Origin of the sequence: Flavobacterium aquidurense, assembly GCF_031458035.1 — a bacterium.
Lineage (GTDB): Bacteria > Bacteroidota > Bacteroidia > Flavobacteriales > Flavobacteriaceae > Flavobacterium > Flavobacterium aquidurense_C.
In genome coordinates, this window is record NZ_JAVDXR010000001.1 from 99830 (window position 1) to 124190 (window position 24361).

The window sequence follows — 24361 nt, forward strand, 5'->3', positions numbered from 1 at the left end:
CAAAAACACATCAATTAAATTATAATTACCTGATTATAAATATATTAAAAATCTCAATATAATGTTATAAAAATGTTAACTAAAAAAAATAACACTACAAATATAAAATTCTAACTATTTCGATGTAAATTCAAAATAATCTGGAAAAATTAAACCAAAGCAAATAATAAATCAAAAAACATATCGCTTTATAAAACATTTCTAATAAAAATACACTAAAAATATTATGAAATTCGCAAAAAATTTTTTTTTCATTGTTGTATTCTTTCTCTTACATTCCTCTCATTATGCTCAGGTAAAAAGTATTGGTTTGCCTAATATTAACAATTATAAAAGAGCAGAATATAAGGGTGGGACACAAAATTGGGATATCGATCAGGATAAAAATGGAAATATGTATTTTGCCAATAACAATGGATTGATTCAGTTTGACGGATCAAGCTGGCGAAAATATTCACTACCTTCAGAAACCGAAATCAGAAGTTTAAAGATCGATTCGTCAGGCAGAATTTATGTAGGGGGAAATAATGAATTTGGTTACTTTCAAAGCAATGATAAAGGAGTCTTAGAGTATCACTCGCTTTCTCATTTAATTAGTAAAATTGACAAGCAGAATTTCAATTTAATATGGAAAATACATATATTCAAGGATGAAGTTATTTTTCAATCTTTCACCAAAGTTTTTTTTCTTAAAAACAATAAATTACGATCGGTAAACGCTCCGACGAAATTTCAATTTTCATTTTTGGTGAAAAATCGCCTTTATTTTCAGGATAAATCATTGGGGATACTTGAATACAAAAACCGAAAATTGGTACCAATAAAAGGAACATCATTTTTCAACGACAAAGAAATCTGGTCTGTTTTTCCTCTCGCCAATGACAAACTACTTATAGCTACTTTAGAAAAAGGCCTTTTTACCGCAGATGGCAAAACAATTGAACCATGGAATACTGACGCCAATGCTTTCATCAAAAAAAACACATCATTAGGCGGCTCAATAATAAAAGGGAGGTTTATTATACTAAATTCTGTATTAGACGGGTTCATTATCTGTGACCTAAATGGCAAAATTATACAGCATCTTAATCGTCAAAAAGGACTTCAGAATAATACTGTATTGACTTCTTTTGTCGATAATAAGGACAATCTTTGGTTAGGACTTGATAATGGAATCACCTTTATATATGAGAACTCTCCATTCTCCTATTTTGATTACAGCTACAATTTAGGAACCGTTTATTCTTCAACTGTTCATGACGGTAATTTATATGTCGCAACCAATCAGGGGCTTTTTTATCATCCTATTGCAAACCATTTTAAGGACAGTCCTTTTGAAAGAGTAGAAGGAACAATTTCGCAAGCATGGAATATCCAAGTATTAAATAATGTATTGATATGCGCAAGTAATAGTGGAGCATTAGTAATAAACCAAAATAAAGTATCCAAAATATTGGATACTAAAGGGTATTTTGGATTTAAAAAAATCCCGTTAAATGACAATTATATAATAGGAGAAAGTTATAACGGTTTTACCGTTTTCAAAAAAACTGATGGAGGCTATGAGTATTCACATCAAGTTCAAGGATTTGATGAAACAACAAATACATTTTCTATAGAACTGGACGAAAATTACTTGTGGCTCAAGAAGGACAAATTTCTTTATCAGATGAAATTATCAAACGATTTAAAAAGATTTGACTTCGTAAAAAAACATTCAAATATTTCTAAGTCATATAGAGGAATTGGAAGTATACAAACGATAAATAATAAAGTTTATATCCAGACACAAAATCACTTTTTTAGATTTTCTAAAGAACAGGAAACCTTTTTCGAAGATAAAAAGATTAGCCACTTATTTCGAGAAATTCCGCTGATAAACACATTAATAGAAGATTCTCATGGAAATTTATGGTATATTTTTAATGAATCCCTTGGGGTATTAACAAAGAACCAAAACGGTACTTTTACAAGAAAGCAAACACCATTTTTAAATCTGACAGGAAATTTGGTAAACAAATACATTTCGGTTAATACCGTAGATCCGGCCAACATTTTTATTGGCCTGACTGATGGATTAACGCATTACGATTCTAAAATCCCGAACTCGTTTATAACAAAACCAAGGGCTTTTATAGAAAGTTTTTCATTTCCTGGCGACACAATACTAACTGGAAATGTAGATCAAAACTTAAAGTCATATAGTTTACCATATAGCTCAAATCGGGTCAAATTCACATTTTCATCCCCAACCTATGAAAATCAGGAAAAAGTAATGTATTCGTACAAACTAATCCCTTTTGAGGATAATTGGCGTAACTGGTCACCAAACGCTACTATAGAATATACAAATTTGAGAGAAGGCAATTATACCATGAAGTTAAAAGCTAAAAACAGTTATGGTATAGAGTCAAATATCAGCGAAATTCAGTTTACTGTTTCACCGCCATGGTACAGACACTATTTAGCCTACCTACTATATTGTATGGTATTTTTGGCAGGTACTTTTATCATTTCGAATCGCATTAAACTTAAAATAAGAAAAAATAAATATTACGAAACTATAGAACAACGAAGATTGTATCTTGAAAAAGAATCAAAAATCAGACATGAACAACACGAACTAGAAAAAGAAATTGAAAAATTAAAGAACGACAAGCTTCAAATAAAAATCCTGGCAAAAGACAAAGAACTAGTGAATAACTCGTTACAGGTTGTTAAGAAAAATAAAGTGCTAAATGGAATTATTCACAAGCTTAAAGATATTGATTCTATTATCCTTGACGACTCCACAAAATTCGAATTTAATAAATTACACAAAAGCATTGTGAAGGAAGTTAATACGGATAAGAGTTGGAAAGATTTAGAAAAACACATCAAAAACGTTCACTTTGAGTTTCTAAAGCGATTAAAGGAAAAATATCCAACCATTTCTCCGCGTGAACTAGATTTATCAACGTATCTGCTTATGAACATGTCCACGAAAGAAATAGCAGAAATTATGAATATCTCGGGCGGAGGAGTTGAACTTGCCAGATATCGTTTAAGAAAAAAATTAGGCCTAAACAAAAAAGAAAATTTAATTGGCTTTTTAATGAGCATTTAAACCAAACAAAACCCCATTCGCATCAACGAATGGGGTTATATATTTCATCAATTAAAAATTAAATATAATCTAATGTTCGTTCCAAAGCCATTCCTCTGGAGCCTTTTATTAATATCGAATTGTTATCAAAATTTCTTGTTTTAAGATAATCCGAAAAATCATTGAAAGTCTCGAAAAACTGAATATTTTTATTGAAAGCTTTATTTTCATAAAACGCTTTTCCAATTAAATAACAAACCGATTTATCCTGATTCGATAATAATTCAACTAGATTTTTATGCTCTTGCTGACTCTCATTTCCAAGTTCGAACATATCTCCTAAAATCATTATTTTATTCTGACTTTCCAATTGCAGGAAATTAGCAATTGCCACCGACATACTGCTAGGATTTGCATTATAAGCATCAAGAATAATTTGGTTTGATCCTTTTTTTAGTAATTGAGATCTGTTGTTTTCCGGAATATAATTTTCTATTGCTTCTTTTACAGCCTTATTATCGACTTCAAAATAGCGTCCGATAGCAACTGCAGCATTTATATTATTAGCGTTATACAAACCAATTAAATGCGACTGAACACTGAAGCTTTCGTAATCAATCTCAACAAAAGGGTTCGCTTTTATTTTATTAATTTTAATATCTGCTACATCATTATTAAGTCCAAAAGTAAATGACCTGATAGATTTCGACTTCTCAATCTGAATTGGATCTTCAAGGTTTACAAAAGCCAATTTATCGTTCTTTGCCAAGTATTGGTACATTTCACTTTTTCCTTCAATTACACCTTCAACACCACCGAAACCCTCTAAATGCGCTTTTCCAAAATTAGTTATATAGCCATAATCCGGCTGCGCAATCCCGCATAAAAACGCAATCTCTTTTTTGTGATTAGCACCCATTTCAACAATTCCTATCTGAGTTTCTTTTGTAAAAGACAACAAAGTCAAAGGAACTCCAATATGATTGTTCAAATTCCCAACAGTAGCTTTTGTAACATATTTTTTAGACAAAACCACATTTATAAGCTCTTTAGTTGTTGTTTTCCCGTTACTACCCGTTAAGGCAACAATTGGTAATTTCAAATAAGTGCGATGAAATTTTGCCAATTCCTGTAATGTTGCTAAACTATTTTGAACCAAAATGGTTCTTTCATCTATAAAGTAAGATTCATTGTCAATAACAACAAATAAAGCACCTAATTCCAAAGCTTCTTTAGCAAAAGTGTTTGCATCAAAATTATCTCCTTTGATGGCAAAAAACATAGAACCTTTCTCAATTTTCCTTGTGTCAATTGATACAGATTTACATTGTAAAAAGAGATTATGAATGTCTTGAATATTCATTTATATATTTTTTAATAGATCATAAATGTAGAAAAAATTCCATAAAAAAATTCCAAATTCCAGACTGAAATATTCAGCTTTGGAATTTGGAATTATAATATTGAAATTTCTAAAACTTAATTTCTTGGTGATTTTCTTTTTTCAGCTTTAGAACCTACTCTAGACATCGCACATCTAAATCCGATGTAGTCAGTAGCCATATCCTGCGGGAAATATCTTCTTTGAGCCGGATCTAACCAATAAGCTCTATCTCTCCAAGAACCTCCTTTATAAACTCTAACTTTATCATCGATTAAAGTAGTACGTTTACTAGAGCTGTCATATTTTCTAACCATTTTTCCTAAACTATCTACTGTAACATTGTGCTTAGGAGAGTTGTACATTGCCTGATCAGCTTTAGGACCTGACTCAGAATCTCCAAAGTCAAAATATCTTGAAGATTGTTTATCACCATCTCTATAGTTGATGTTATCGCTTGTACTAAAGTTTTGTCTCAAATATGTTTCTTGGTCGTCAACTGGAACCTGAGCAATTTCACCTGGAAGGTTTCTTGCTACAATTTTACCATTACTTAAAGTATCATATTTTATATTAGCTGTAGAAACAATTTCGATTTTACCATCTTTACCGATTTTGTTTTTAGCATATTGATTTCCTCTGTAGTAGTTGAAATCATTTGCTTCATTATCAATTATAGGTCTGTATACATCGGCAACCCATTCTGCAACGTTACCAGCCATATCGTACAATCCGAAATCATTTGGCGCATAACTTTTTACAGAGTTTGTGATATCAGCTCCATCATCAGACCAACCTGCAATTCCACCGTAATCACCGTTTCCTTGTTTAAAGTTAGCCAATTGATCTCCTTTGTTTTTACGTTTTGATGAACGTGTATAATCTCCGGACCAAGGATATTTCTTTTGTCCTTTATAAATATTGTATTCTCTTTGTCCAACATCTGCAGCAGCTGCGTATTCCCATTCTGCTTCAGTAGGAAGTCTGTACTCAGGTAAAATAACTCCGGAAGAACGTTGTGCATACACATTTTTTTCTTCAGGAACTACACCGTCTTTTCCAGCTTTAGGTTTTTTTCCGTTTGGATTTTTCTTTAATACAAGCTCTTCATTTCCTCCGTAGGTTGTAGATGGAGATGCAAGATAAGCTTCTGTATTAAATAAACTTTCAGCACTAACATCTTGTGTTTTAGCACCTTTTTTAAGATATCCGTCTTTTTCTAAAACAGCTTCGTTTACACGGTCTGTTCTCCATTTACTGAATTCAACTGCCTGAATCCAATTTACACCCACTACAGGATAGTTTGCGTATGAAGGATGTCTTAAGTAGTTATTAGTCATCGTTTCGTTGTATCCTAAACGATTTCTCCACACTAAAGTATCTGGCGATGCTCCTTCGTAAATATTTTTGTAATTTTCTTCTGTAGGAGGAAATACTTTCTTCAACCACTCCAGGTATTCTAGGTACATACCATTCGTAACTTCGGTTTCATCCATATAGAATGACTGAACGTGTTGTTGAGTTGGTGTGTTATTCCAATCGTGCATAACATCATCCTGTACTTTACCCATAGTAAATGTACCTCCTTCAACAAAAACCAAACCAGGACCAGCCTGTTGTTTCTTTCCTGCATTTCTAGCAGCAGTTCCATTCTGACTGTCTACGTCCCAACCTGTCGCTCGAGAAGCGTGAGTGGAACTCGATTTTTTGCTACAACTAGCCGTGCCTAACATCAATACCATTGACATCATTAATTGCAAGGCTACAATTTTGTTTACTTTCATACTCATTCTTAGGTGATAAATTTAGGTGCTGCAATATAATAATTAACATTTAATTAGCAACATCTGTTCTAATAATTTTATTTTACTGTTTTTTACCAGAAAAATAACCTATAGTTACGAACGCAAAAATATACTTTTTATTATTCACTATAACATGAAATACTATATTTTTACTTACTAAAATGTTATTAAAAATAATTTTGTTTTTCATCCTATGAAGCAAGCCCTAATCTTATATTTTTTTCTAATTCCAATTTTGGCATTTCCCCAATCAAAACAGGACTTTACGATAGATTGGCAACCGAAAAAAGAAATGAGTTTTGGCGATTTTAAAACCATTATTCCCTACTTTTCCGGGAACAGTTTCAGATATGAAATTTCAAAAAAAAGCATCACCTTGCTTCTTAATTTGAATGAATCTAATTATTCTAAAAACTCTTCGGTTCAAATCTCAAATGTTATTTACGAATCGATCTCACTATCTGATCTTGGCAATTTATCGCTTGAAAACATCCCTGAAAAACCAAATGAAACGTTAAAAATCGCCTCCTCAAGAGATAAAACCGAAATTTTTCTTTCGCTTTCTCCAGTAATAAAAGAAGGAAATAGTTATAAAAGAATTCGATCATTTTCATATAATTTAAACAATGCCACTTCAAAAAGCAGCAATACTTCTTTCACACAAAAATTAACTATTATCCAGAATTCAGTTTTAGCGAATGGAGACTGGTATCGCTTTTATGTCGAAAAATCAGGCGTTTATAAAATCTCAAAATCTTTTTTACAAAGTTTAGGCTTTGACACCTCTAAAATAGATCCAAGAAGAATAAAAATCTATGGAAATGGAGGAAAAATGCTTCCGCTGGCGAACGACATTTATTACCCTAATGATTTAACTGAAAATAGTATTCAGATTATTGGCGAATCCGATGGTGTTTTCAACAATGAAGATTATATTCTTTTTTACGCTGAAGCCGTTGATAATTGGAATATTGAGAGTCAGACCAACATCAATTTATTCAGCACAAAATCCTACTATTATATTACTGTAACTGGTGGTGATGGCAAACGAATTCAAACACTAAACCAACCTTCCGCGAATGCGACACTAGAGCTAAATACGTTTGATGACTATCAATTTCATGAAATCGACCAGACAAACATCGCTCATTTAGGCCGACAGTGGTTTGGAGAAGCATTTGACATAAATCAGGAACAGGAATTTTCATTTATTTTTCCCAATCTTGAAACCTCAGTACCTGTAAAAATTGAAGTCAAAGCAGCCTCAGCAGCCTTTACCCCTACTTCATTTGCAATTACCGCAAACGGACAAAACGTTGGTAGTATCAATTTTAACCCACTAGTATCAAACTCTGATGTTAAATTCTACACTGGAAACTTACCCGCTAACACTACATTTACAGGAGCAGAAAGTGTAAAAATAAAACTTACCTATAATAATAATGGCGTTCCCGGATCGAAAGGATATCTGGATTACATCAATATTATTGCCAAAAGAAAACTTATTGGAACAGGGAAACAATTCAAATTTCAATACAATTTAGCCGGTTCAACTGCCGGAATTGCAAATTACACCCTAAGTGGTGCAGCTGGCATCAGTCAAATTTGGGATATAACAGACCTATATAATGTATCAAAAATAGAAAACCCAAATCAGTCCACTTTTAGCTTCAAGGCTTCTTTAGGAGAAATCAGAAAATATATCGCTATTGACCCTGCAGATTATTTAACTCCATTAAAAGAAAATCAGTCTAAAATAAACAATCAAAACCTAAAAGGAACTCTTTTTAAAAATTCTCAAAACAGCTTTCAGGACATCGATTATGTTATAGTAGCTCCAAAGTTTTTAGTTTCACAAGCTGAAAAATTAGCCAACTTCCATCGCAGTTATTCTAATTTAAACACAAAAGTAATTGCACTAGAAGACATATACCAGGAATTTTCTTCGGGAAAACAAGACATTTCAGCTATTCGAAATTGTATTAAATATATCTATGAAAATGCTTCTTCTCCAGAAAAAAGAATAAAATATGTAAACCTATTTGGAGATGCATCATTTGATTACAAAGACCGAATTTCGAACAACACTAATATTGTACCTATATATCACTCCTTAAATAGTAATACAGTTGGAGAATCTTCTTTTGCCTCTGATGATTTTTACGGACTTATGGATCCTGATGAAGGAAATGTTATTTCATTTTTTGGAGGAATTGACATTGCCGTTGGAAGAATGCTGGTTTCAGATAACGCTCAGGCAGGAGAAATGGTTAACAAAGTCTTAGAATATCACGATACTAAATCGTATGGAAACTGGCGAAACAATTTCGTTTTAGTCAGTGACGATTCAGACCAAAGTTCAGATGCTTCTTTGCAATCGCGCCAGAATAATTTAGCCGATCTTATTTCGACTCAAAAACCCTTTTTTAATATTGATAAAATCATTTTAGATTCCTATACCCAGGAAGCCTCTGCCGGAGGATCCAGATATCCAAAAGCAAGGAGTGATTTTTTTGATGCTTTTGAAAAAGGAGCCTTGGTCTTTAATTATTTAGGACATGGAGGCGAAGATGGCTTGGCAAGCGAACGAATTTGGGAAAAATCAGATGGTCAGAACCTAAACAATCAATTTAAGTATCCTTTATTTATTACTATTACCTGCGAATTCTCAAGATTTGACGACCCAACAAGGCCAACTGCGGGAGAATATACATTTTGGAATCCAAAAGGAGGAGCCATTTCTATGTTAACCACCATTCGTTCCATCGGTCAATTTAATGCAGAAAACTTCAATGATAACTTAAGTAAGAACCTGCTTTCTTATGGCTCAAATCAATATACTACAATTGCCGAAGCACTTCGGATTTCAAAAAACGAAAATCCAAGTTCTTCCAGTAATGTTATTTTTTATATTGGAGATCCTGCTTTAAGGCTGGCAATTCCGAAGCCCCAAATTAATTTAACCAAAGTAAATGATATTCCCATTTCGCAGCCAATCCCCGATCTGAAATCACTTTCAAAAATTAAGATCACAGGTGAAGTTACTGATGAAAATAACACCTTATTAAATAATTACAATGGTGAATTAGCTACTGCAATTTTTGATAAATTAATTACAACATCAACATTAAATAATGACGGATATAGCCCGGCAATGTCATTTAAGACCTTGGGCGAAACCATTTTCAGAGGTAATGCAACGGTAACTAATGGTCAGTTTGAATTTAGTTTTATTGTACCAAGAGACATCAGAATTCCTGTTGATTATGGCAAAATCAGCTTTTATTCGAAAAAAAACCAATCTTTAGAAAACCAATCCGGCTTCAGTAACGTTATTAAAATAGGAGGAATAAATGAAAATGCACCTCAGGACAATATTAGTCCAAAAGTGAAGTTATATATGAACGACGAAACTTTTGTTTCAGGCGGCATTACCAATAGCTCACCATTCTTACTAGCCCTATTAGAAGATGAAAATGGAATAAATACCGCAAGCGGAATTGGACATGATATAGTTGCAATTTTAGATGGCGATGTAAGTAATCCTTATATTTTGAATGATTATTATCAAACAAAATTAGACGATTACACCAATGGTAATTTACGTTTTCCCCTACGAAATTTATCAGCAGGAATACATACAATAAGTTTTACCGCCTGGGATGTTTACAATAATCCGGTGACAAGCGAAATACAGTTTGTTGTAGTCGGTGACGAATCATTAACATTAACACACGTTCTTAATTACCCAAATCCATTTTCAACCTATACACAATTTTGGTTTTCACACAACAGACCTTACGAACCATTAGATGTACAGGTTCAGGTAATGACAATAACAGGAAAAGTAGTCTGGACCAAAAATCAAATCATTACAACGGAAGGTTTTTTATCAAGAGAAATAACCTGGGATGGAAAAGATGACTTTGGCGATCGAATAGGAAAAGGGGTTTATATTTATAAGCTCACGGTCAAATCTAATTTGACAAATAAAAAGGCAGAAAAGTTTGAAAAGCTTGTCATCCTATAATAATATATATATTTGTACAATAAATTACCATTATTTCATAAATGAAAAAAATAACCCTACTATTAATTTGTTTTTTAATTGTTTCATACGCAAAAGCCCAAGATCGAACTATTACAACCGGAGTTCCTTTTTTATTAGTAGCTGCTGATGCACGTGCAGCCGGTTTGGGAGATCAGGGTGTTGCAACTTCTGCCGATGTATTCTCTCAGCAATGGAATCCGGCAAAATATGCATTTTCAGTTGACAAGCAAGGTTTTTCAATCAGTTACACTCCTTATTTAAGCGACATAGCTAATGATATAGCATTGGCGCAATTAACTTATTATAATAAAATAGATGACCGAAGTGCCTTTGCCGGTAGTATTCGATATTTCGGTTTTGGAGATATTGAACAACGCTTTACCTCAGACCCAAACGAACCAACAACAACATTAAAACCAAGCGAACTTGCTATTGATGGATCATATTCCTTAAAATTAAGCGAAACATTCTCTATGGCAGTTGCTGCTCGTTTTATTAATTCTAATCTAAAATTCCCATCAGAATACACGGATGCTTCATCTGCAAGCTCTTTTGCTGTAGACGTTGCAGGATTTTATCAATCAGAAGAAATTGCATACAACAGTTTTAACGGAAGATGGAGAGCTGGTTTCAATTTTCAGAACATGGGCCCGAAAATAAGTTATGATAATGATGACTTAAGCTCAAACTTCTTGCCTGCAAACCTAAGAGTAGGAGGAGGTTTCGATTTTATTTTAGACGATTACAATAAAGTTGGCGTTAGTCTGGAATTTACTAAACTATTAGTACCAACTCCTCCGGGACCAGGAACACCGGTAGACACAAATGGAGACGGTGATTTTACCGATCCGGAAGACATTACGCAAGAGGAAGCAAACACTACAAACTACAATAACTATAATAGTATTGGTTGGTTTGAAGGAATGTTTAAATCATTTGGAGATGCTCCCGACGGTTTTAGTGAAGAATTAAAGGAGATTACCTATAGCGCAGCAGCCGAATATACATATCAGGATGCCTTTTCGATGCGATTAGGATATTTTCATGAAAGCCCTGAAAAAGGTGCAAGAAAATTTTTCTCATTAGGAGCGGGTTTTAAATACAATGTAGTTAAAGTTGATGTTTCATACTTATTTTCAGCATCAAACGTAAAAAATCCATTAGAAAATACGCTTCGTTTTTCTTTAACCTTTAACTTTGGCGACAAATATGAAGTTTATTAAAGCTAAAAAATAAAAAACAATAACAATCCAAATTTCTATTTTTAGGAATTTGGATTTTTTTTCCCATAAAAACAATGAAAGAAATAAGTATTACATCATCATTTATAGTTTATGATAGTTTAAAAGAACTTTCAGAAGAAATTCAGGATTTAATGCAACAGGCTGTTGAAATTCGCAAAAAAGCATACGCTCCTTATTCTCAATTTAGAGTTGGAGCTGCTTTACTTTTAGATAATGGTAAAATAGTTTTAGGATCAAATCAGGAAAATGCAGCCTATCCTTCAGGCTTATGTGCCGAAAGAGTGGCAATTTTTCATGCAGGAAGTATTTATCCTGAGGCTAAAATCCTAAAAATGGCCATTACCGCTGCTTCAGACAACAATCAAACCATGGCTCCTATTCCGCCGTGTGGTTCTTGCAGACAATCAATTGCTGAATACGAAATTAAACAGGATACCCCTATAGAAATCTATTTTATGGGCGAAATTGGCGAAGTTTACAAATCGGCATCCCTAAAAAATCTGCTCCCATTTATGTTTGACAAAAAGTTCTTGTAAAAAAAAGCCAAAAAGTAGCGTTTAAATTTTAGTTCTTAAATCTAATGTCTTATTTTTGCATCCCGACCTTTCGGGCGCAAATTTGTGGGAGGAAACTATTTTGCGTTATAGGCAACAATTGATAACACAAACAACTTTAGCAAAAGAAAGAATTCAGATGAAAGAAGTTACAAAAGAAGTATATTTAAAGTGGTACGAAGACATGCTGCTTTGGAGAAAGTTTGAAGACAAACTTGCAGCATTATACATTCAACAAAAAGTTAGAGGTTTTCTACACTTATATAATGGTCAGGAAGCTGTATTAGCGGGCGCTTTGCACGCTATGGATTTGACCAAAGACAAAATGATTACTGCTTACAGAAACCACGTACAGCCAATTGGTATGGGAGTTGATCCTAGACGCGTAATGGCTGAACTTTTAGGAAAAGCAACAGGAACTTCTAAAGGTATGGGAGGTTCTATGCACATTTTCTCTAAAGAACACCGTTTTTACGGAGGTCACGGAATCGTAGGTGGACAAATTCCGGTAGGAGCTGGTTTAGCTTTTGCTGATAAATATTTTGAAACTGGAGGTGTAACCATGACTTACTTTGGTGATGGAGCTGCCAGACAAGGTTCATTACACGAAGCTTTTAACATGGCGATGCTATGGAAACTTCCGGTTGTATTTATCGTTGAAAACAACGGTTACGCAATGGGAACTTCTGTTGAAAGAACTGCAAATCATACTGACATCTGGAAACTTGGTTTAGGTTACGAAATGCCTTGTGGACCTGTTGACGGAATGAACCCTGTAAAAGTTGCTGAAGCAATGACTGAAGCAATTGAAAGAGCTCGTCGTGGAGACGGACCAACTTTCCTTGAAATGAAAACGTACCGTTACAGAGGACACTCTATGTCTGATGCACAATTATACCGTTCGAAAGAAGAGGTTGAAGAATACAAGAAAATTGACCCTATTACTCAGGTTTTAGATGTAATTATGGATCAAAAATATGCTACAGAAGAAGAAATTGAAGTAATTGATCAAAGAGTTAAAGATTTGGTTGAAGAATGTGTGAAATTCGCTGAAGAATCTCCATATCCTGAATTACAACAATTATACGATGTAGTATACGCACAAGAAGACTATCCATTTACACCTCATAAACTATAATATATTATGGCGATAAAAGTAACAATGCCTCGTTTGAGCGATACTATGACGGAAGGAACGGTAGCGACTTGGTTAAAAAAAGTAGGCGACAAAATTAGCGAAGGAGATATCCTTGCTGAAATTGAAACAGACAAAGCAACTATGGAGTTCGAATCTTTTAACGAAGGAACTCTTTTACATATTGGAATTCAGGCTGGAGAAACTGCTCCTGTTGATTCATTACTAGCAATTATTGGAAACGAAGGAGAAGACATTTCAGCTTTATTGGCTGGTGGTGACGCTCCTGCGGCTGAAGCACCAAAAGCTGAAACAAAAGAAGCTCCTGCTGCTGAAGCAAAAACTGAAACTGCTGCTGCTCCTGCAAAAGCTGCAGCTGCATTACCAAAAGGTGTTGTAGTTGTAACCATGCCTCGTTTGAGCGATACAATGACAGAAGGAACTGTAGCAACGTGGTTGAAAAAAGTAGGTGATGCTGTCGCTGAAGGTGATATCTTAGCCGAAATTGAAACAGACAAAGCTACTATGGAGTTTGAATCTTTCAATGAAGGAACATTACTATATATCGGGATTCAGGAAGGAAATACAGCTCCTGTTGATAGTTTATTAGCTATCATCGGACCTGCTGGAACTGACATTTCTGGAATTGCTGAAAACTATACTGCCGGAGGTGCTGCACCTGCTCCCGAAGCTTCGGGACCTGCAACTGAAGAAAAAGCTGCTCCTGCTGCTGAAAAAGCTACTGAAGCAACTGCTGATACTTCATCAAATGGAGGAAGAATTTTAGCTTCGCCTTTAGCGAAGAAAATCGCTTCTGACAAAGGAATCCAATTAACTCAGGTTAAAGGATCGGGAGAAAACGGACGTATCGTAAAAAGTGATATCGAAAACTTTACTCCAGCTGCGCAAGCTCAACCTGCTGCAGCTGCAACTTCTGCTGCACCAAAAGCTGATGCTGCTCCTGCTGCTCCAAAAGTATTTGTTCCTGCCGGAGAAGTTTTCACAGAAGAGATCAAAAACTCTCAAATGCGTAAAATTATCGCAAAACGTCTTGCTGAATCATTATTTACTGCGCCTCACTACAACTTAGTGATCGAAGTAAGCATGGACGAAGCTATGGGCGCAAGAGCGACAATCAATACTGTTCCGGATACAAAAGTATCTTTCAACGATATGGTAATTAAAGCTTGTGCTTTAGCCTTGAAAAAACATCCAAAAATTAACTCTCAGTGGAAAGAAGATGCTATCATCATCAACCACCACGTTAACATTGGTGTTGCTGTTGCTGTTGAAGACGGATTAGTAGTGCCTGTATTGAAATTTACAGATGCTATGAGTTTATCTCAAATTGGTGCTTCAGTAAGAGATCTTGCAGGAAGAGCTAAAAACAAAAAATTAGGACCACAAGAAATGGAAGGAAGTACTTTTACAGTATCTAACCTTGGAATGTTTGGTATCACTGAATTTAATTCAATTATCAACCAGCCAAACTCTGCTATCCTTTCTGTAGGTGCAATTGTTGAGAAACCAGTAGTTAAAAACGGTCAGATTGTAGTTGGAAACACAATGATGTTATCATTAGCATGTGACCACAGAACAATTGATGGTGCAACTGGTGCTCAGTTCTTACAAACATTAAAACAATACATCGAAAGCCCGGTTACAATGTTGGCATAATCGCTGTTAATTTTATATTTAAATCCCGTTTTGTTTATTCAAAACGGGATTTTTTATTTAATTTCATCCTCAAAATTCAATACTTCATAAAATGAAAAAACTAATCCTTTTAACTTTATTCCTGACAGCAATTGCCTGCCAGAAAAAAGATCAAACCGAAAAACCAGCAGTTGTTGCAGATGAACATACTTTCGCCAAACCAGAACTTGCTGTAGTAAAACATTTAGATCTTGACATCAAAGTTGATTTTGACACTCAGACTATTTCAGGAAAAGCTTCCTGGTCAATTGACAATGTTAGTAAAGGAAATGAAATTATCTTCGACGAGAACACATTAAACATTACCAAAGTAACGTTGGGTGACGACGAAAAAGAAACTAAATTTGAATTGGGTGCAGCCGTTGAATTTCATGGAAAACCACTTCATATCACTATCGAACCAAATACTACCAAGGTCAATATTTACTACAGCACAACAAAAGATGCAGTAGCGTTACAATGGTTAACTCCACAACAAACCGCAGATAAAAAGAAACCTTTTGTTTTCTCTCAAGGAGAAAGTATTTGGTCACGTACCTGGATTCCATGTCAGGATTCGCCTGGAATTCGTTTTACTTATAATGCAAAAGTTACAGTTCCTAAAGATTTAATGGCTGTAATGAGTGCTGTAAATCCACAAAAGAAAAACGATACCGGAGTTTATACTTTCAAACAAGACAAAGCGATTCCATCTTATTTAATGGCAATTGCAGTTGGAGATATTGAATTTCAAGCTATCGATAATAGAACTGGTGTTTATGCCGAACCGTCTTTACTAAAAAAAGCGGCTTATGAATTTGCTGAACTAGGCAAAATGGTTGGTGCTGCTGAAAAACTTTATGGACCATATCGTTGGGGCCGTTATGATGTTTTGGTTTTACCTCCAAGTTTCCCTTATGGCGGAATGGAGAATCCAAACTTAACTTTCTTAACTCCGGGTGTTATTGCGGGCGATCGTTCATTAACAAGTTTATTGGCTCACGAATTAGGCCATAGCTGGAGCGGAAACTTGGTTACCAATGCAACCTGGGATGATATTTGGTTAAATGAAGGATTTACAACTTATGTTGAACATAGAATTGGAGAAGAGATTTTTGGTAAAAAAGAAGCTGAAATGCAAGATGTTTTAACCCGCAAAGATTTAGATGATAATATTACAGAATATGGCGCAACAAACCCAGATACAAGATTAAAAGTAAGTCTTACCAACAGAAATCCAGATGATGGAATCAGCCAAATTCCTTATGTAAAAGGATATAATTTCTTAAAAGTAATCGAAGCGGCTGTTGGCCGTGAAAAATTCGATCCGTTTATTAAAAACTATTTTGATGCACATGCTTTTCAATCGATCACAACAGAAGATTTTGTAAAGTATTTAAAGGAAAATCTGATCAAAGATGACAAAGCACTGGCTGATAAAATAAAATTAGATGATTGGATTTACAAACCAGGAGTTCCATCAAACATTACTGCTGTTTCTTCTGAGGATTTTAATGCAATAGATAATATTCAGAAAAACTGGAGAACAACGGGTGTTAAAGGATTAAGCGAGAAAATAAAATCGACTACAGAAAAACAGCATTTTATTGATTATTTACCTGCCGATATTACTGTTGAAGAAATGACAGCAATTGATAACGAATTCAGCTTTACTAAAAACGGAAATTTCGTTATTAAACGTCAATGGTTTATTCAGGCGATTCGTCATCAATACAAAACTGCTTATCCTGCAATTGAACAATTTATGATTGCAACAAGCCGAACCGGATCTTTAATGTCACTTTATAAAGAAATGGTTAAAACTCCGGAAGGAAAAACATGGGCAAAACAGATTTTTGACAAAGCAAAATCTGGATATCATGCAACTACTGTTCAGGCGGTTGGAGGTTTGTTGAAATAGTTTTCAGTCGCAGTTTTCAGTCGCAGTCGCAGTCGCAGTTTTCAGATTACAGCTTAACGCTATCCTAACTGAGACTGAAAACTGAGACTGAGATTGAAAAAATCCCTAATTACATGGTAATTGGGGATTTTTTTATAAAAAACACCTGGGGAAAATTGTCCATCACATAGCGTTAATTCTCCATGTTGTAAAATCTGTCATCGTCGCATCTTTGTAATGTCAAAAGACAATAATTATAAACAAGATAAAAATTACATAAAATGACACGATTAACAGCATTAAACCCAGAAGAAGCAACAGGAAAAACAAAAGATTTATTCAACGCTGTACAAGCTAAATTAGGAGTTGTTCCGAACATGATGAGAACAATGGGGAATTCTCCAGCCGTATTGGAAGGATATTTGAACTTAAGCGGTGCTTTGAGCCACGGAAAAATTGGCGCAAAAACTGGTGAATTATTAGCCTTGGCAATTTCAGAAAGCAATTCATGTGATTATTGTTTAGCCGCCCACACTTTCATCGGTGAAAAATTAGTTAAGGCTGCGCCGGAAGTTTTGCACGCAGCCAGAACAGGTAATTCTGCTGATCCAAAAACAGCTGCTATTCTAAAATTTGCAAAAACATTAATCAGCAAAAATGGTTTGGTAAACGACGAAGATGTAAATATTGTTAGAAATGCCGGAGTTTCAGATGCCGAGATTGCAGAAACTGTTGGTCACGTTGCTTTGAACATCCTGACAAACTACTTCAATAATACTGCAAATACAGAAGTTGATTTTCCAGCAGTTCAAAGTTTAGAACTACAAAACTAATTCAACAAAAAACAATTTATAAAGATAGCTGTGAATTCATTCATGACTATCTTTATATTTTTAAAAACGCTATAGATTATGAGCAGTCAAAATGTTTTTACATTAATAAATCCAAACAACGGAAATTTGGCTTTCAAACTTCTTCCGTTTGACGACAACAGCCATTTCGATCATTTGCAGCGCAATAATTATTTTTCTTTAATTTGGGTTACGAAAGGAAAAGGAAAGGTAAAAGCTGATTTTGCAGAGCATCATTTTGAAGAAAATTCACTCCTCGCCTTCTCGCCTTACCAGCCCTTTATGCTTTGCGTAAACGAACCAATTGAAGGAATTGCAATTCATTTTCATCCCGATTTTTATTGTATTCACTTTCATCAAAAAGAAGTTTCGTGCAATGGCGTTTTGTTTAACAATGTATATCAGCCACCATTTACGATAATTACAGAAGAAGCTGCTACTACTTTTAAAATGGTTTTGGATCAGATGAAAACCGAAATCCAAAATACTGATTTGGCTCACTATGAATCGCTGGTTTCTTATCTAAAGATTTTTTTGATTACGGCTTCCCGATTAAAAAATCAGCAATTGGAAGAAATGAAATCAATTCCGAATTCTAAAGAACCTTTCATTCTTCAAAACTTAAAAGATGCTATTGAAGACAATTTCAAAACCAAACATTCAGCTGGAAATTATGCAGACATGCTGAATATTTCGGCGAAAGCCTTAGCCAAATTATCCAAAAATTATTTCAACAAAACACTAACTGATCTGATTGCCGAAAGAATAATTATTGAAGCCAAAAGAGAATTATACATGACTAACAAAACGGTAAAAGAAATTGCTTACGAATTAGGCTATGATGACGAACATTATTTCAGCCGGTTTTTTAAAACCAACGCTGATGTTTCGCCACAATTATACAGGGAAACGGTGGGATTTGGAAAGATGGAAGCTTAATTTTTATTCTTAGCTTCAATCCATTTTGCCATGTATTTTGTGCTTTTTAAGGTGTGATGCTGTAGCAGGCTTCCCATAAAATTATTTAGACGATGACTTTCGGAATCCTTCAAAAGTGAATTAATTTTTGTCACCAAAAGTGTCGAATATTTACTTAACTGATAACATTCATTCACGATTGCAATTCCATTTTTTTGAGATTGTTTCCACAAATTTTCATCGTGATATAACTCGACTGCTTTTTTTGCAAACACCTCAATATCATCAGAAATAAAACCATTCCATGGCAAATTTGCATACATCGCCTCAGAACCTATGGTCGTAGTTACACTTGGGGTTCCGCATTGCATAGCCTCCAGTAATTTTCCTTTTAATCCGGCTCCAAAACGAATTGGTGCCAAAACTACTCTGGCGTTTTTAACTACTTCATTTGCATTTTCGGCTCTTCCCATGATAAAAAAACCATTTTTAGGCTGATGCAATTGCAAAACTTTCTGCGAAGGATATGCGCCATAAACTTCTAAAACAGCTTCTGGAAATTGCTTTTTGATGATGGGCCAAATTGTTTCTTTCAAATATTGAACGGTATTCCAATTTGGCTCATGAAGAAAATTTCCGATGAAAACAAAATTCCTGCGTTCTTCAAATAATGGCAATTTCAGAAGATCCAATTCGGACATTTCATAGACCAAAAATGGTAAATAATATAATAAATCAGAATCAATTTTAAAAACCTCTTTAAGAACTTTCATTTCAAATTCAGAAATAATAAAAGAGAGATCGCATCTTAAAATACTGGCAATTTCACGTTTTGCCACCTCTTCAGACAATAAATCATTTAGAGCAAAAGTTCTGTTTTCTTTGAAAGCTTTTTGTCTTGCGGTTCTTAAACAATGCAAATCTTCAGTATCTAATAATCGAATGGCTTTTGGGCAATTTTCGGCCACACGCCAGCCAAACTGTTCTTCTATCATGAAACGATCAAACAAAACCACGTCCGGATTTAATTCGATTATAAAATCATCAAAACTGCTGTCGTTCAAAGCAATGCTTCTTTTTTCAACTCCAAACGAATTCAGATCAACCATAAAATCGCTGTCTAAAGCGGGACTTGCAAATGTAATTTCAAACTTATTTTCTTTGAAAATAGAAATCAATTGCATCATTCTGCCGCCAGCCGCAGACGAATTTGGTTCAGGCCAGACAAAACCAATAATTAAAAGTTTTTTTTTCTGATTCATCTTATTTGTTTCATGTTACAAAATAATACTTTTTTACGCGGATTTGCACCATATTTGCTGACTTTCGGTCATAAAAAACACTAATTTTGCAGGATATAACTTTTTGAGTGAAATTATGTTAGGATTAAAATTAGCCACAGACCCTCGCTGGGTAAATATCGTCGAATCGAACATCGAAGAAATTTTGACCGATCATGCCTGGTGCGAGCAAAAAGCAGCTTCAAACGCCATTAGCTTAGTGACTTACAATTCTGAATTAGAAGAATTAGTAACCGAAATGCTCGTAATTGCCAGAGAAGAATTGGAGCATTTGCAAATGGTTCATGATTTGATCAAAAAAAGAGGCCTTACCCTGGGACGCGAAAGAAAAGATCATTATGTAAATGAACTTTTTAAATTCATGAAAAAAGATGGCAGCCGAAAAGACGCACTTTGCGATCGTTTATTGTTTTCGGCCATGATTGAAGCCAGAAGCTGCGAACGTTTTAAAGTACTTTCTGAAAATATAAAAGATGAAGAATTAGCCAAATTCTATCGTGATTTGATGATTTCCGAGGCCGGACATTATACTACTTTTCTTGGTTTTGCCAGAAAATATGCTGACAATGTTGATGTAGACAAACGCTGGAAAGAGTGGATTGAATATGAAGGCTCAATTATTACCAATTACGGTAAAAGCGAAACCGTTCACGGATAATATTACTTATTCGAATCTTATCTTATTATTTACACACCTCAATTTGTTATGACAGCAAGTAAAAAGAAATCCGTTTTATTAAAAATAGCTAAATATTTAGGAATAACTTTTGCCATTATTTTCGGATTACTTTTCTTGATGCCCATTATTTTTGCTGATACCATTAAAGAACAAATTAAAAAAACAGCTAACGAAAAACTAAGCGCAGAATTGAATTATTCTGATGTTTCAGTTTCGTTTTTTCACCATTTCCCCTCGTTGACTTTAACTTTGACTGATCTAAATCTTAACGGATCGGCGCCTTATAAAAACGAAAAATTCATTACTGCAAAAGAAATTTCTTTCGGAATTAATGTTGCCAGTTTAGTCTTCAGCAAAACCGTAAAAATTGATCAGATTTATTTATCGCACTCTTTTATTAACGTAAAAGTCAATGCCAACGGAGAAGCAAATTATAATATTTACAAATCAACAAAACCTTCAAATCCACAGGACAGCACTGAAACTGCTCTGAAATTAGAAAAAATTGAGATTTTAAATAGTAAAATAATTTACGACGATCAATCGACAAAAGTTCATTTTGACGCATTTGGATTTAATTATAAAGGAAAAGGAAATTTAGACAAAGCCGTTTTCGATTTATATTCTGTAGCAAAGATTGAAAAGCTAAACGTTATATACGAAGGCGAACCTTATTTAATGAATAAAAAAGTTGACGCAGACTTGATTACAAAAGTAAATGTAAACTCATTATCGTTTTTCTTCCAACAAAATAACTTAAAAATCAATCAGCTTTTGGTCGATTTTAAAGGGAAATTTGACTTTTTGAAAGATGGCTATAATATGGATTTTGTCATAAAATCAGACAATAGTAATCTGAAAGATGTTTTTACAGCATTTCCTCCAAAATATGTAACATGGCTTTCTAAAACTGAATTAAAAGGAAATACCGATTTGCTTTTAACGCTGAAAGGAGATTATATTGCAGCACAAAACGTTGCGCCAGACCTTAATCTGGATATTAAAATTGACAGCGGATTTGTAAATTATAACAAAAGTGCCTTTCCGGTTTCAAACCTGAATTTGGAAGTAAAAACTAAAGTTCCATCTTTAAATCCGGATCTTTTGGTTGTTGACGCCAAAAACTTGTCCTTAAACATTAATAAGGATTATCTAAAATCAAAATTTTATGTAAAAGGTGCAAATACGCCAGATATTAATGGTGAATTTAAAGCAAAAATAGATCTTGAAAAACTAATGCAAGCGCTTGGGATTCCGAATGTGGTATTAAAAGGAAGTTTGACTGGCGATGTAAAAGCGAACGGAAAATTTGACCAAAAAAACAGACTTTTCCCTGTTACAAAAGGATTTATTGATTTAGAAAACGGTTATTTAAAAACGCTATATTATCCAAATCCGATTACGAATATTACAATAAAATCAAAAATTGACAATCAAAAAGGAACGTTTGATGATTTGAAAGTCAGCCTGAAACCGGCTCAATTTACCTTTGAAGGAAAACCTGTTTTTGTAGAAGCTAATTTGAGTAATTTTGATGATTTAACTTATGATATCAAAGCAAAAGGAGAATTGAATATCAACAAAATCTATAAAGTTTTCTCTCAAAAAGGACTTGATTTAGATGGCTTTGTAAAAGCTGATGTGGTTTTGAAAGGAAAACAAAGTGATGCCGAAAAAGGAAATTACAGTAAACTTCATAATAAAGGAACGCTTGAGCTTCGAAATATTGGTATTACATCAGAATATCTTCCTAAGAAATTTATCATTAAAGAAGGTCTTTTCAAAATCAATCAGGATAAATTGTCGTTCAATAACTTTTTGGCAACTTACGGTCAATCTGATTTTAAAATGAATGGTTATTTACAAAATGTTTTCAACTACGCAACTACAAATACAGGCGTTTTACGAGGTTCATTTACCGTTTTTGCCCGTTATATCAATATTGATGAATTTATGTCGAGTACATCGCCAAATACATCTGTAACAGAAAGTAAAAACGGAACTACAAGTACAACTCCACAAACAGGAACAGAACAAACTGGTGTTATTATAATTCCCGCCAATCTTGACGTGCAATTAACCGCCAATGCTCAAAAAGTATATTTTGACAAATTAAATCTGCTGAATGCTACCGGGAATTTAAAAATGTACAAAGGCAAATTGACCATGCAAAATACAGGCTTTAATTTAATTGGCTGTAATGTTACGATGAATGCCAATTATCAGGCAATAAGTCCTCAAAAAGCAAATTTCGATTACGCAATAAAAGCTTCTGATTTTGATATAAAAAGAGCTTATAACGAAATAGAAGTATTCAGAAAAATGGCTAGTGCTGCCGAAAAAGCCCAAGGAATCGTTTCTTTGGACTATCAATTAAAAGGTCGTTTAAATGGTAATATGGAGCCTGTTTATCCTTCACTAATCGGTGGTGGAACGCTTTCTGTAAAAGACGTAAAAGTGAGAGGATTAAAAATGTTCAATGCCGTCAGTAAGGAAACAAGTTCTGAAGCTATGAAAAATCCGGACCTTTCTAAAGTTGACATCAAAACGACGATCAAAAATAATATCATGACGGTCGAACGCTTCAAATTTAAGTTTGCAGGCTTCAGACCAAGAATTGAAGGTACAACAAGCTTAGACGGAAAATTAAACTTAAAAATGCGTCTTGGCTTACCTCCTCTTGGGATTTTCGGAATTCCGTTAACGGTTACCGGAACACAGGATAATCCGAAAATACAAGTTGGAAAAAAATCCCAGGATTTAGAAGAAACAAAGGATAGTGACGAATAAAATTACAGAAACCTGTTTATTATGAGCAGGTTTTTTTATTTTATTGCCAATTATATTTATAGCTTTGATCTTCAAATCGAAAACAGGCCGTAAGTAATATAATCATGAAACATTCAAAAAAGGGAGAATTTTACGGCCAGACCAATAAAACCATTTCGCTGGAAGGAATAACACTGACAGATACCGTTTATACACATCCAAAAGTAGATTGGCATTATCATGAGCATGCTTATTTTACCTTTATTCTGCAGGGAAATGTCATCGAAGGAAATAAAAAAGAAATTTATAATTGCGCTCCGGGAAGTTTGCTTTTTCACAACTGGCAGGAAGCTCATTATAATATTAAACCGGAAGGTTTTACGAGAGGTTTTCACCTTGAAATTGAAAGACAATGGTTTGATGATTTGACTATAAACAGCAATAATTTACAAGGAAGCACTTCAGTCTTAAATCCGGACATTAAACTTTTGATGTATAAAATTTTTAGGGCAACTAAGATTGATGACACCCATTCTGATCTTGCTACCCAAACTTTATTGATCGAAATACTATCGAAATTAAATGGTGATGCGCAGTCGGTTTTACATAAAAATCCCAAATGGGTTTTAATGATTAACGAAATTCTTCATGAGCAATTTACAGAAACAATCACGCTCGATTATTTATCAAAAATACTGAATATACACCCTATTCATCTTTCAAGAGATTTTTCAAAATATTTTCACTGTAATCTGGGGGAATATATCCGGAAATTAAGAGTAGAAAAAGCATTATCTTTAATTTCATCACCCTATAAATCTCTTACTGAAATTGCCTACGAATGTGGATTTTCTGATCAGAGTCACCTGACCAGATCTTTCAGGGAAATAAACGGTTTAAATCCTTCCCAACATAAAAAATTGCTTTTCAAAAAATAAGCAAGATGTTAATTCTGTACAATTTTTTGAATTTGTTGTACTGTAATTTTACATT

Annotated in this window: 15 protein-coding genes; 12 read left to right on the top strand and 3 right to left on the bottom strand. The window is 34.1% G+C overall.

All coding sequences use genetic code 11. The features are described from left to right. Nucleotides 1–226: 226 nt before the first annotated feature. A complete protein-coding gene (locus J2X17_RS00410; protein WP_310293646.1) occupies nucleotides 227–3106 on the top strand; it encodes a helix-turn-helix and ligand-binding sensor domain-containing protein in 2880 nt (959 codons plus the stop codon). Between the two features lie 58 nt (nucleotides 3107–3164). On the opposite strand, the gene J2X17_RS00415 is transcribed toward J2X17_RS00410, so the two are convergent. Next, on the bottom strand, nucleotides 3165–4448 hold the full coding sequence (locus J2X17_RS00415) for a UDP-N-acetylmuramoyl-tripeptide--D-alanyl-D-alanine ligase (protein ID WP_310293647.1): 1284 nt from the start codon (nucleotides 4446–4448) through the stop codon (nucleotides 3165–3167). 116 nt (nucleotides 4449–4564) lie between these two features. Further along, a complete protein-coding gene (gene gldJ, locus J2X17_RS00420; RefSeq protein WP_310293648.1) occupies nucleotides 4565–6250 on the bottom strand; it encodes a gliding motility lipoprotein GldJ in 1686 nt (561 codons plus the stop codon). A 214-nt stretch (nucleotides 6251–6464) separates the two neighbouring features. Here gldJ and porU point away from each other — a divergent pair, with 214 nt between their 5' ends. The 8 genes from porU (at nucleotide 6465) to J2X17_RS00460 (ending at nucleotide 18640) form a co-directional block, all read left to right on the top strand. Next, nucleotides 6465–10301, top strand: a complete 3837-nt coding sequence (gene porU, locus J2X17_RS00425; protein ID WP_310293649.1) for a type IX secretion system sortase PorU — start codon at nucleotides 6465–6467, stop codon at nucleotides 10299–10301. A gap of 41 nt (nucleotides 10302–10342) precedes the next feature. After that, on the top strand, nucleotides 10343–11545 hold the full coding sequence (gene porV / locus J2X17_RS00430) for a type IX secretion system outer membrane channel protein PorV (RefSeq protein ID WP_310293650.1): 1203 nt from the start codon (nucleotides 10343–10345) through the stop codon (nucleotides 11543–11545). Between the two features lie 74 nt (nucleotides 11546–11619). Beyond that, a complete protein-coding gene (cdd, locus tag J2X17_RS00435) occupies nucleotides 11620–12102 on the top strand; it encodes a cytidine deaminase (protein ID WP_310293652.1) in 483 nt (160 codons plus the stop codon). 157 nt (nucleotides 12103–12259) lie between these two features. Beyond that, nucleotides 12260–13258, top strand: a complete 999-nt coding sequence (gene pdhA, locus J2X17_RS00440; RefSeq protein ID WP_134147759.1) for a pyruvate dehydrogenase (acetyl-transferring) E1 component subunit alpha — start codon at nucleotides 12260–12262, stop codon at nucleotides 13256–13258. Between the two features lie 6 nt (nucleotides 13259–13264). Further along, nucleotides 13265–14932 (top strand): 2-oxo acid dehydrogenase subunit E2, encoded by a 1668-nt coding sequence (locus tag J2X17_RS00445; RefSeq protein ID WP_310293655.1) that lies wholly within the window; start codon nucleotides 13265–13267, stop codon nucleotides 14930–14932. A gap of 91 nt (nucleotides 14933–15023) precedes the next feature. Further along, the gene (locus J2X17_RS00450) at nucleotides 15024–16871 is read left to right on the top strand and encodes a hydrolase/aminopeptidase (protein ID WP_310293656.1); all 1848 of its coding nucleotides are present in this window, start codon (nucleotides 15024–15026) and stop codon (nucleotides 16869–16871) included. A 260-nt stretch (nucleotides 16872–17131) separates the two neighbouring features. After that, nucleotides 17132–17683 carry a carboxymuconolactone decarboxylase family protein gene (locus J2X17_RS00455; RefSeq protein ID WP_310293657.1) on the top strand — a complete coding sequence of 184 codons (552 nt, stop codon included), beginning with the start codon at nucleotides 17132–17134 and terminating at the stop codon, nucleotides 17681–17683. Nucleotides 17684–17761: 78 nt separating this feature from the next. Further along, entirely contained in the window at nucleotides 17762–18640 is an 879-nt protein-coding gene (locus tag J2X17_RS00460) for a helix-turn-helix domain-containing protein (protein ID WP_310293659.1), read from the top strand. On the opposite strand, the gene J2X17_RS00465 is transcribed toward J2X17_RS00460, so the two are convergent. Beyond that, nucleotides 18637–19881, bottom strand: a complete 1245-nt coding sequence (locus J2X17_RS00465) for a glycosyltransferase (protein WP_310293661.1) — start codon at nucleotides 19879–19881, stop codon at nucleotides 18637–18639. The two genes, J2X17_RS00460 and J2X17_RS00465, sit on opposite strands and share 4 nt — an antisense overlap. Nucleotides 19882–19996: 115 nt before the next feature. On the opposite strand from J2X17_RS00465, the gene J2X17_RS00470 reads away from it, so the two are divergent. From J2X17_RS00470 to J2X17_RS00480, 3 genes are all read left to right on the top strand, one after another. Next, nucleotides 19997–20578, top strand: coding sequence for a MiaE family protein (locus J2X17_RS00470; RefSeq protein ID WP_310293663.1), 582 nt, complete (start codon nucleotides 19997–19999; stop codon nucleotides 20576–20578). 48 nt (nucleotides 20579–20626) lie between these two features. Then, complete coding sequence (locus J2X17_RS00475; RefSeq protein ID WP_310293665.1) at nucleotides 20627–23389, top strand: AsmA family protein; 2763 nt, start codon at nucleotides 20627–20629, stop codon at nucleotides 23387–23389. A 104-nt stretch (nucleotides 23390–23493) separates the two neighbouring features. After that, a complete protein-coding gene (locus tag J2X17_RS00480) occupies nucleotides 23494–24306 on the top strand; it encodes a helix-turn-helix domain-containing protein (protein WP_310293667.1) in 813 nt (270 codons plus the stop codon). Nucleotides 24307–24361: the final 55 nt, after the last annotated feature.

Bases quoted from the DNA above. Each gene is read 5' to 3' on its own strand.
- J2X17_RS00410 (WP_310293646.1), top strand. From the start codon at position 227: ATGAAATTCGCAAAAAATTTTTTTTTCATTGTTGTATTCTTTCTCTTA.
- J2X17_RS00455 (WP_310293657.1), top strand. From the start codon at position 17,132: ATGACACGATTAACAGCATTAAACCCAGAAGAAGCAACAGGAAAAACA.
- J2X17_RS00470 (WP_310293663.1), top strand. From the start codon at position 19,997: ATGTTAGGATTAAAATTAGCCACAGACCCTCGCTGGGTAAATATCGTC.
- J2X17_RS00475 (WP_310293665.1), top strand. From the start codon at position 20,627: ATGACAGCAAGTAAAAAGAAATCCGTTTTATTAAAAATAGCTAAATAT.
- J2X17_RS00460 (WP_310293659.1), top strand. From the start codon at position 17,762: ATGAGCAGTCAAAATGTTTTTACATTAATAAATCCAAACAACGGAAAT.
- J2X17_RS00465 (WP_310293661.1), bottom strand. From the start codon at position 19,881: ATGAATCAGAAAAAAAAACTTTTAATTATTGGTTTTGTCTGGCCTGAA.
- J2X17_RS00450 (WP_310293656.1), top strand. From the start codon at position 15,024: ATGAAAAAACTAATCCTTTTAACTTTATTCCTGACAGCAATTGCCTGC.
- J2X17_RS00480 (WP_310293667.1), top strand. From the start codon at position 23,494: ATGAAACATTCAAAAAAGGGAGAATTTTACGGCCAGACCAATAAAACC.
- porV (WP_310293650.1), top strand. From the start codon at position 10,343: ATGAAAAAAATAACCCTACTATTAATTTGTTTTTTAATTGTTTCATAC.
- pdhA (WP_134147759.1), top strand. From the start codon at position 12,260: ATGAAAGAAGTTACAAAAGAAGTATATTTAAAGTGGTACGAAGACATG.
- gldJ (WP_310293648.1), bottom strand. From the start codon at position 6,250: ATGAAAGTAAACAAAATTGTAGCCTTGCAATTAATGATGTCAATGGTA.
- cdd (WP_310293652.1), top strand. From the start codon at position 11,620: ATGAAAGAAATAAGTATTACATCATCATTTATAGTTTATGATAGTTTA.
- J2X17_RS00415 (WP_310293647.1), bottom strand. From the start codon at position 4,448: ATGAATATTCAAGACATTCATAATCTCTTTTTACAATGTAAATCTGTA.
- porU (WP_310293649.1), top strand. From the start codon at position 6,465: ATGAAGCAAGCCCTAATCTTATATTTTTTTCTAATTCCAATTTTGGCA.
- J2X17_RS00445 (WP_310293655.1), top strand. From the start codon at position 13,265: ATGGCGATAAAAGTAACAATGCCTCGTTTGAGCGATACTATGACGGAA.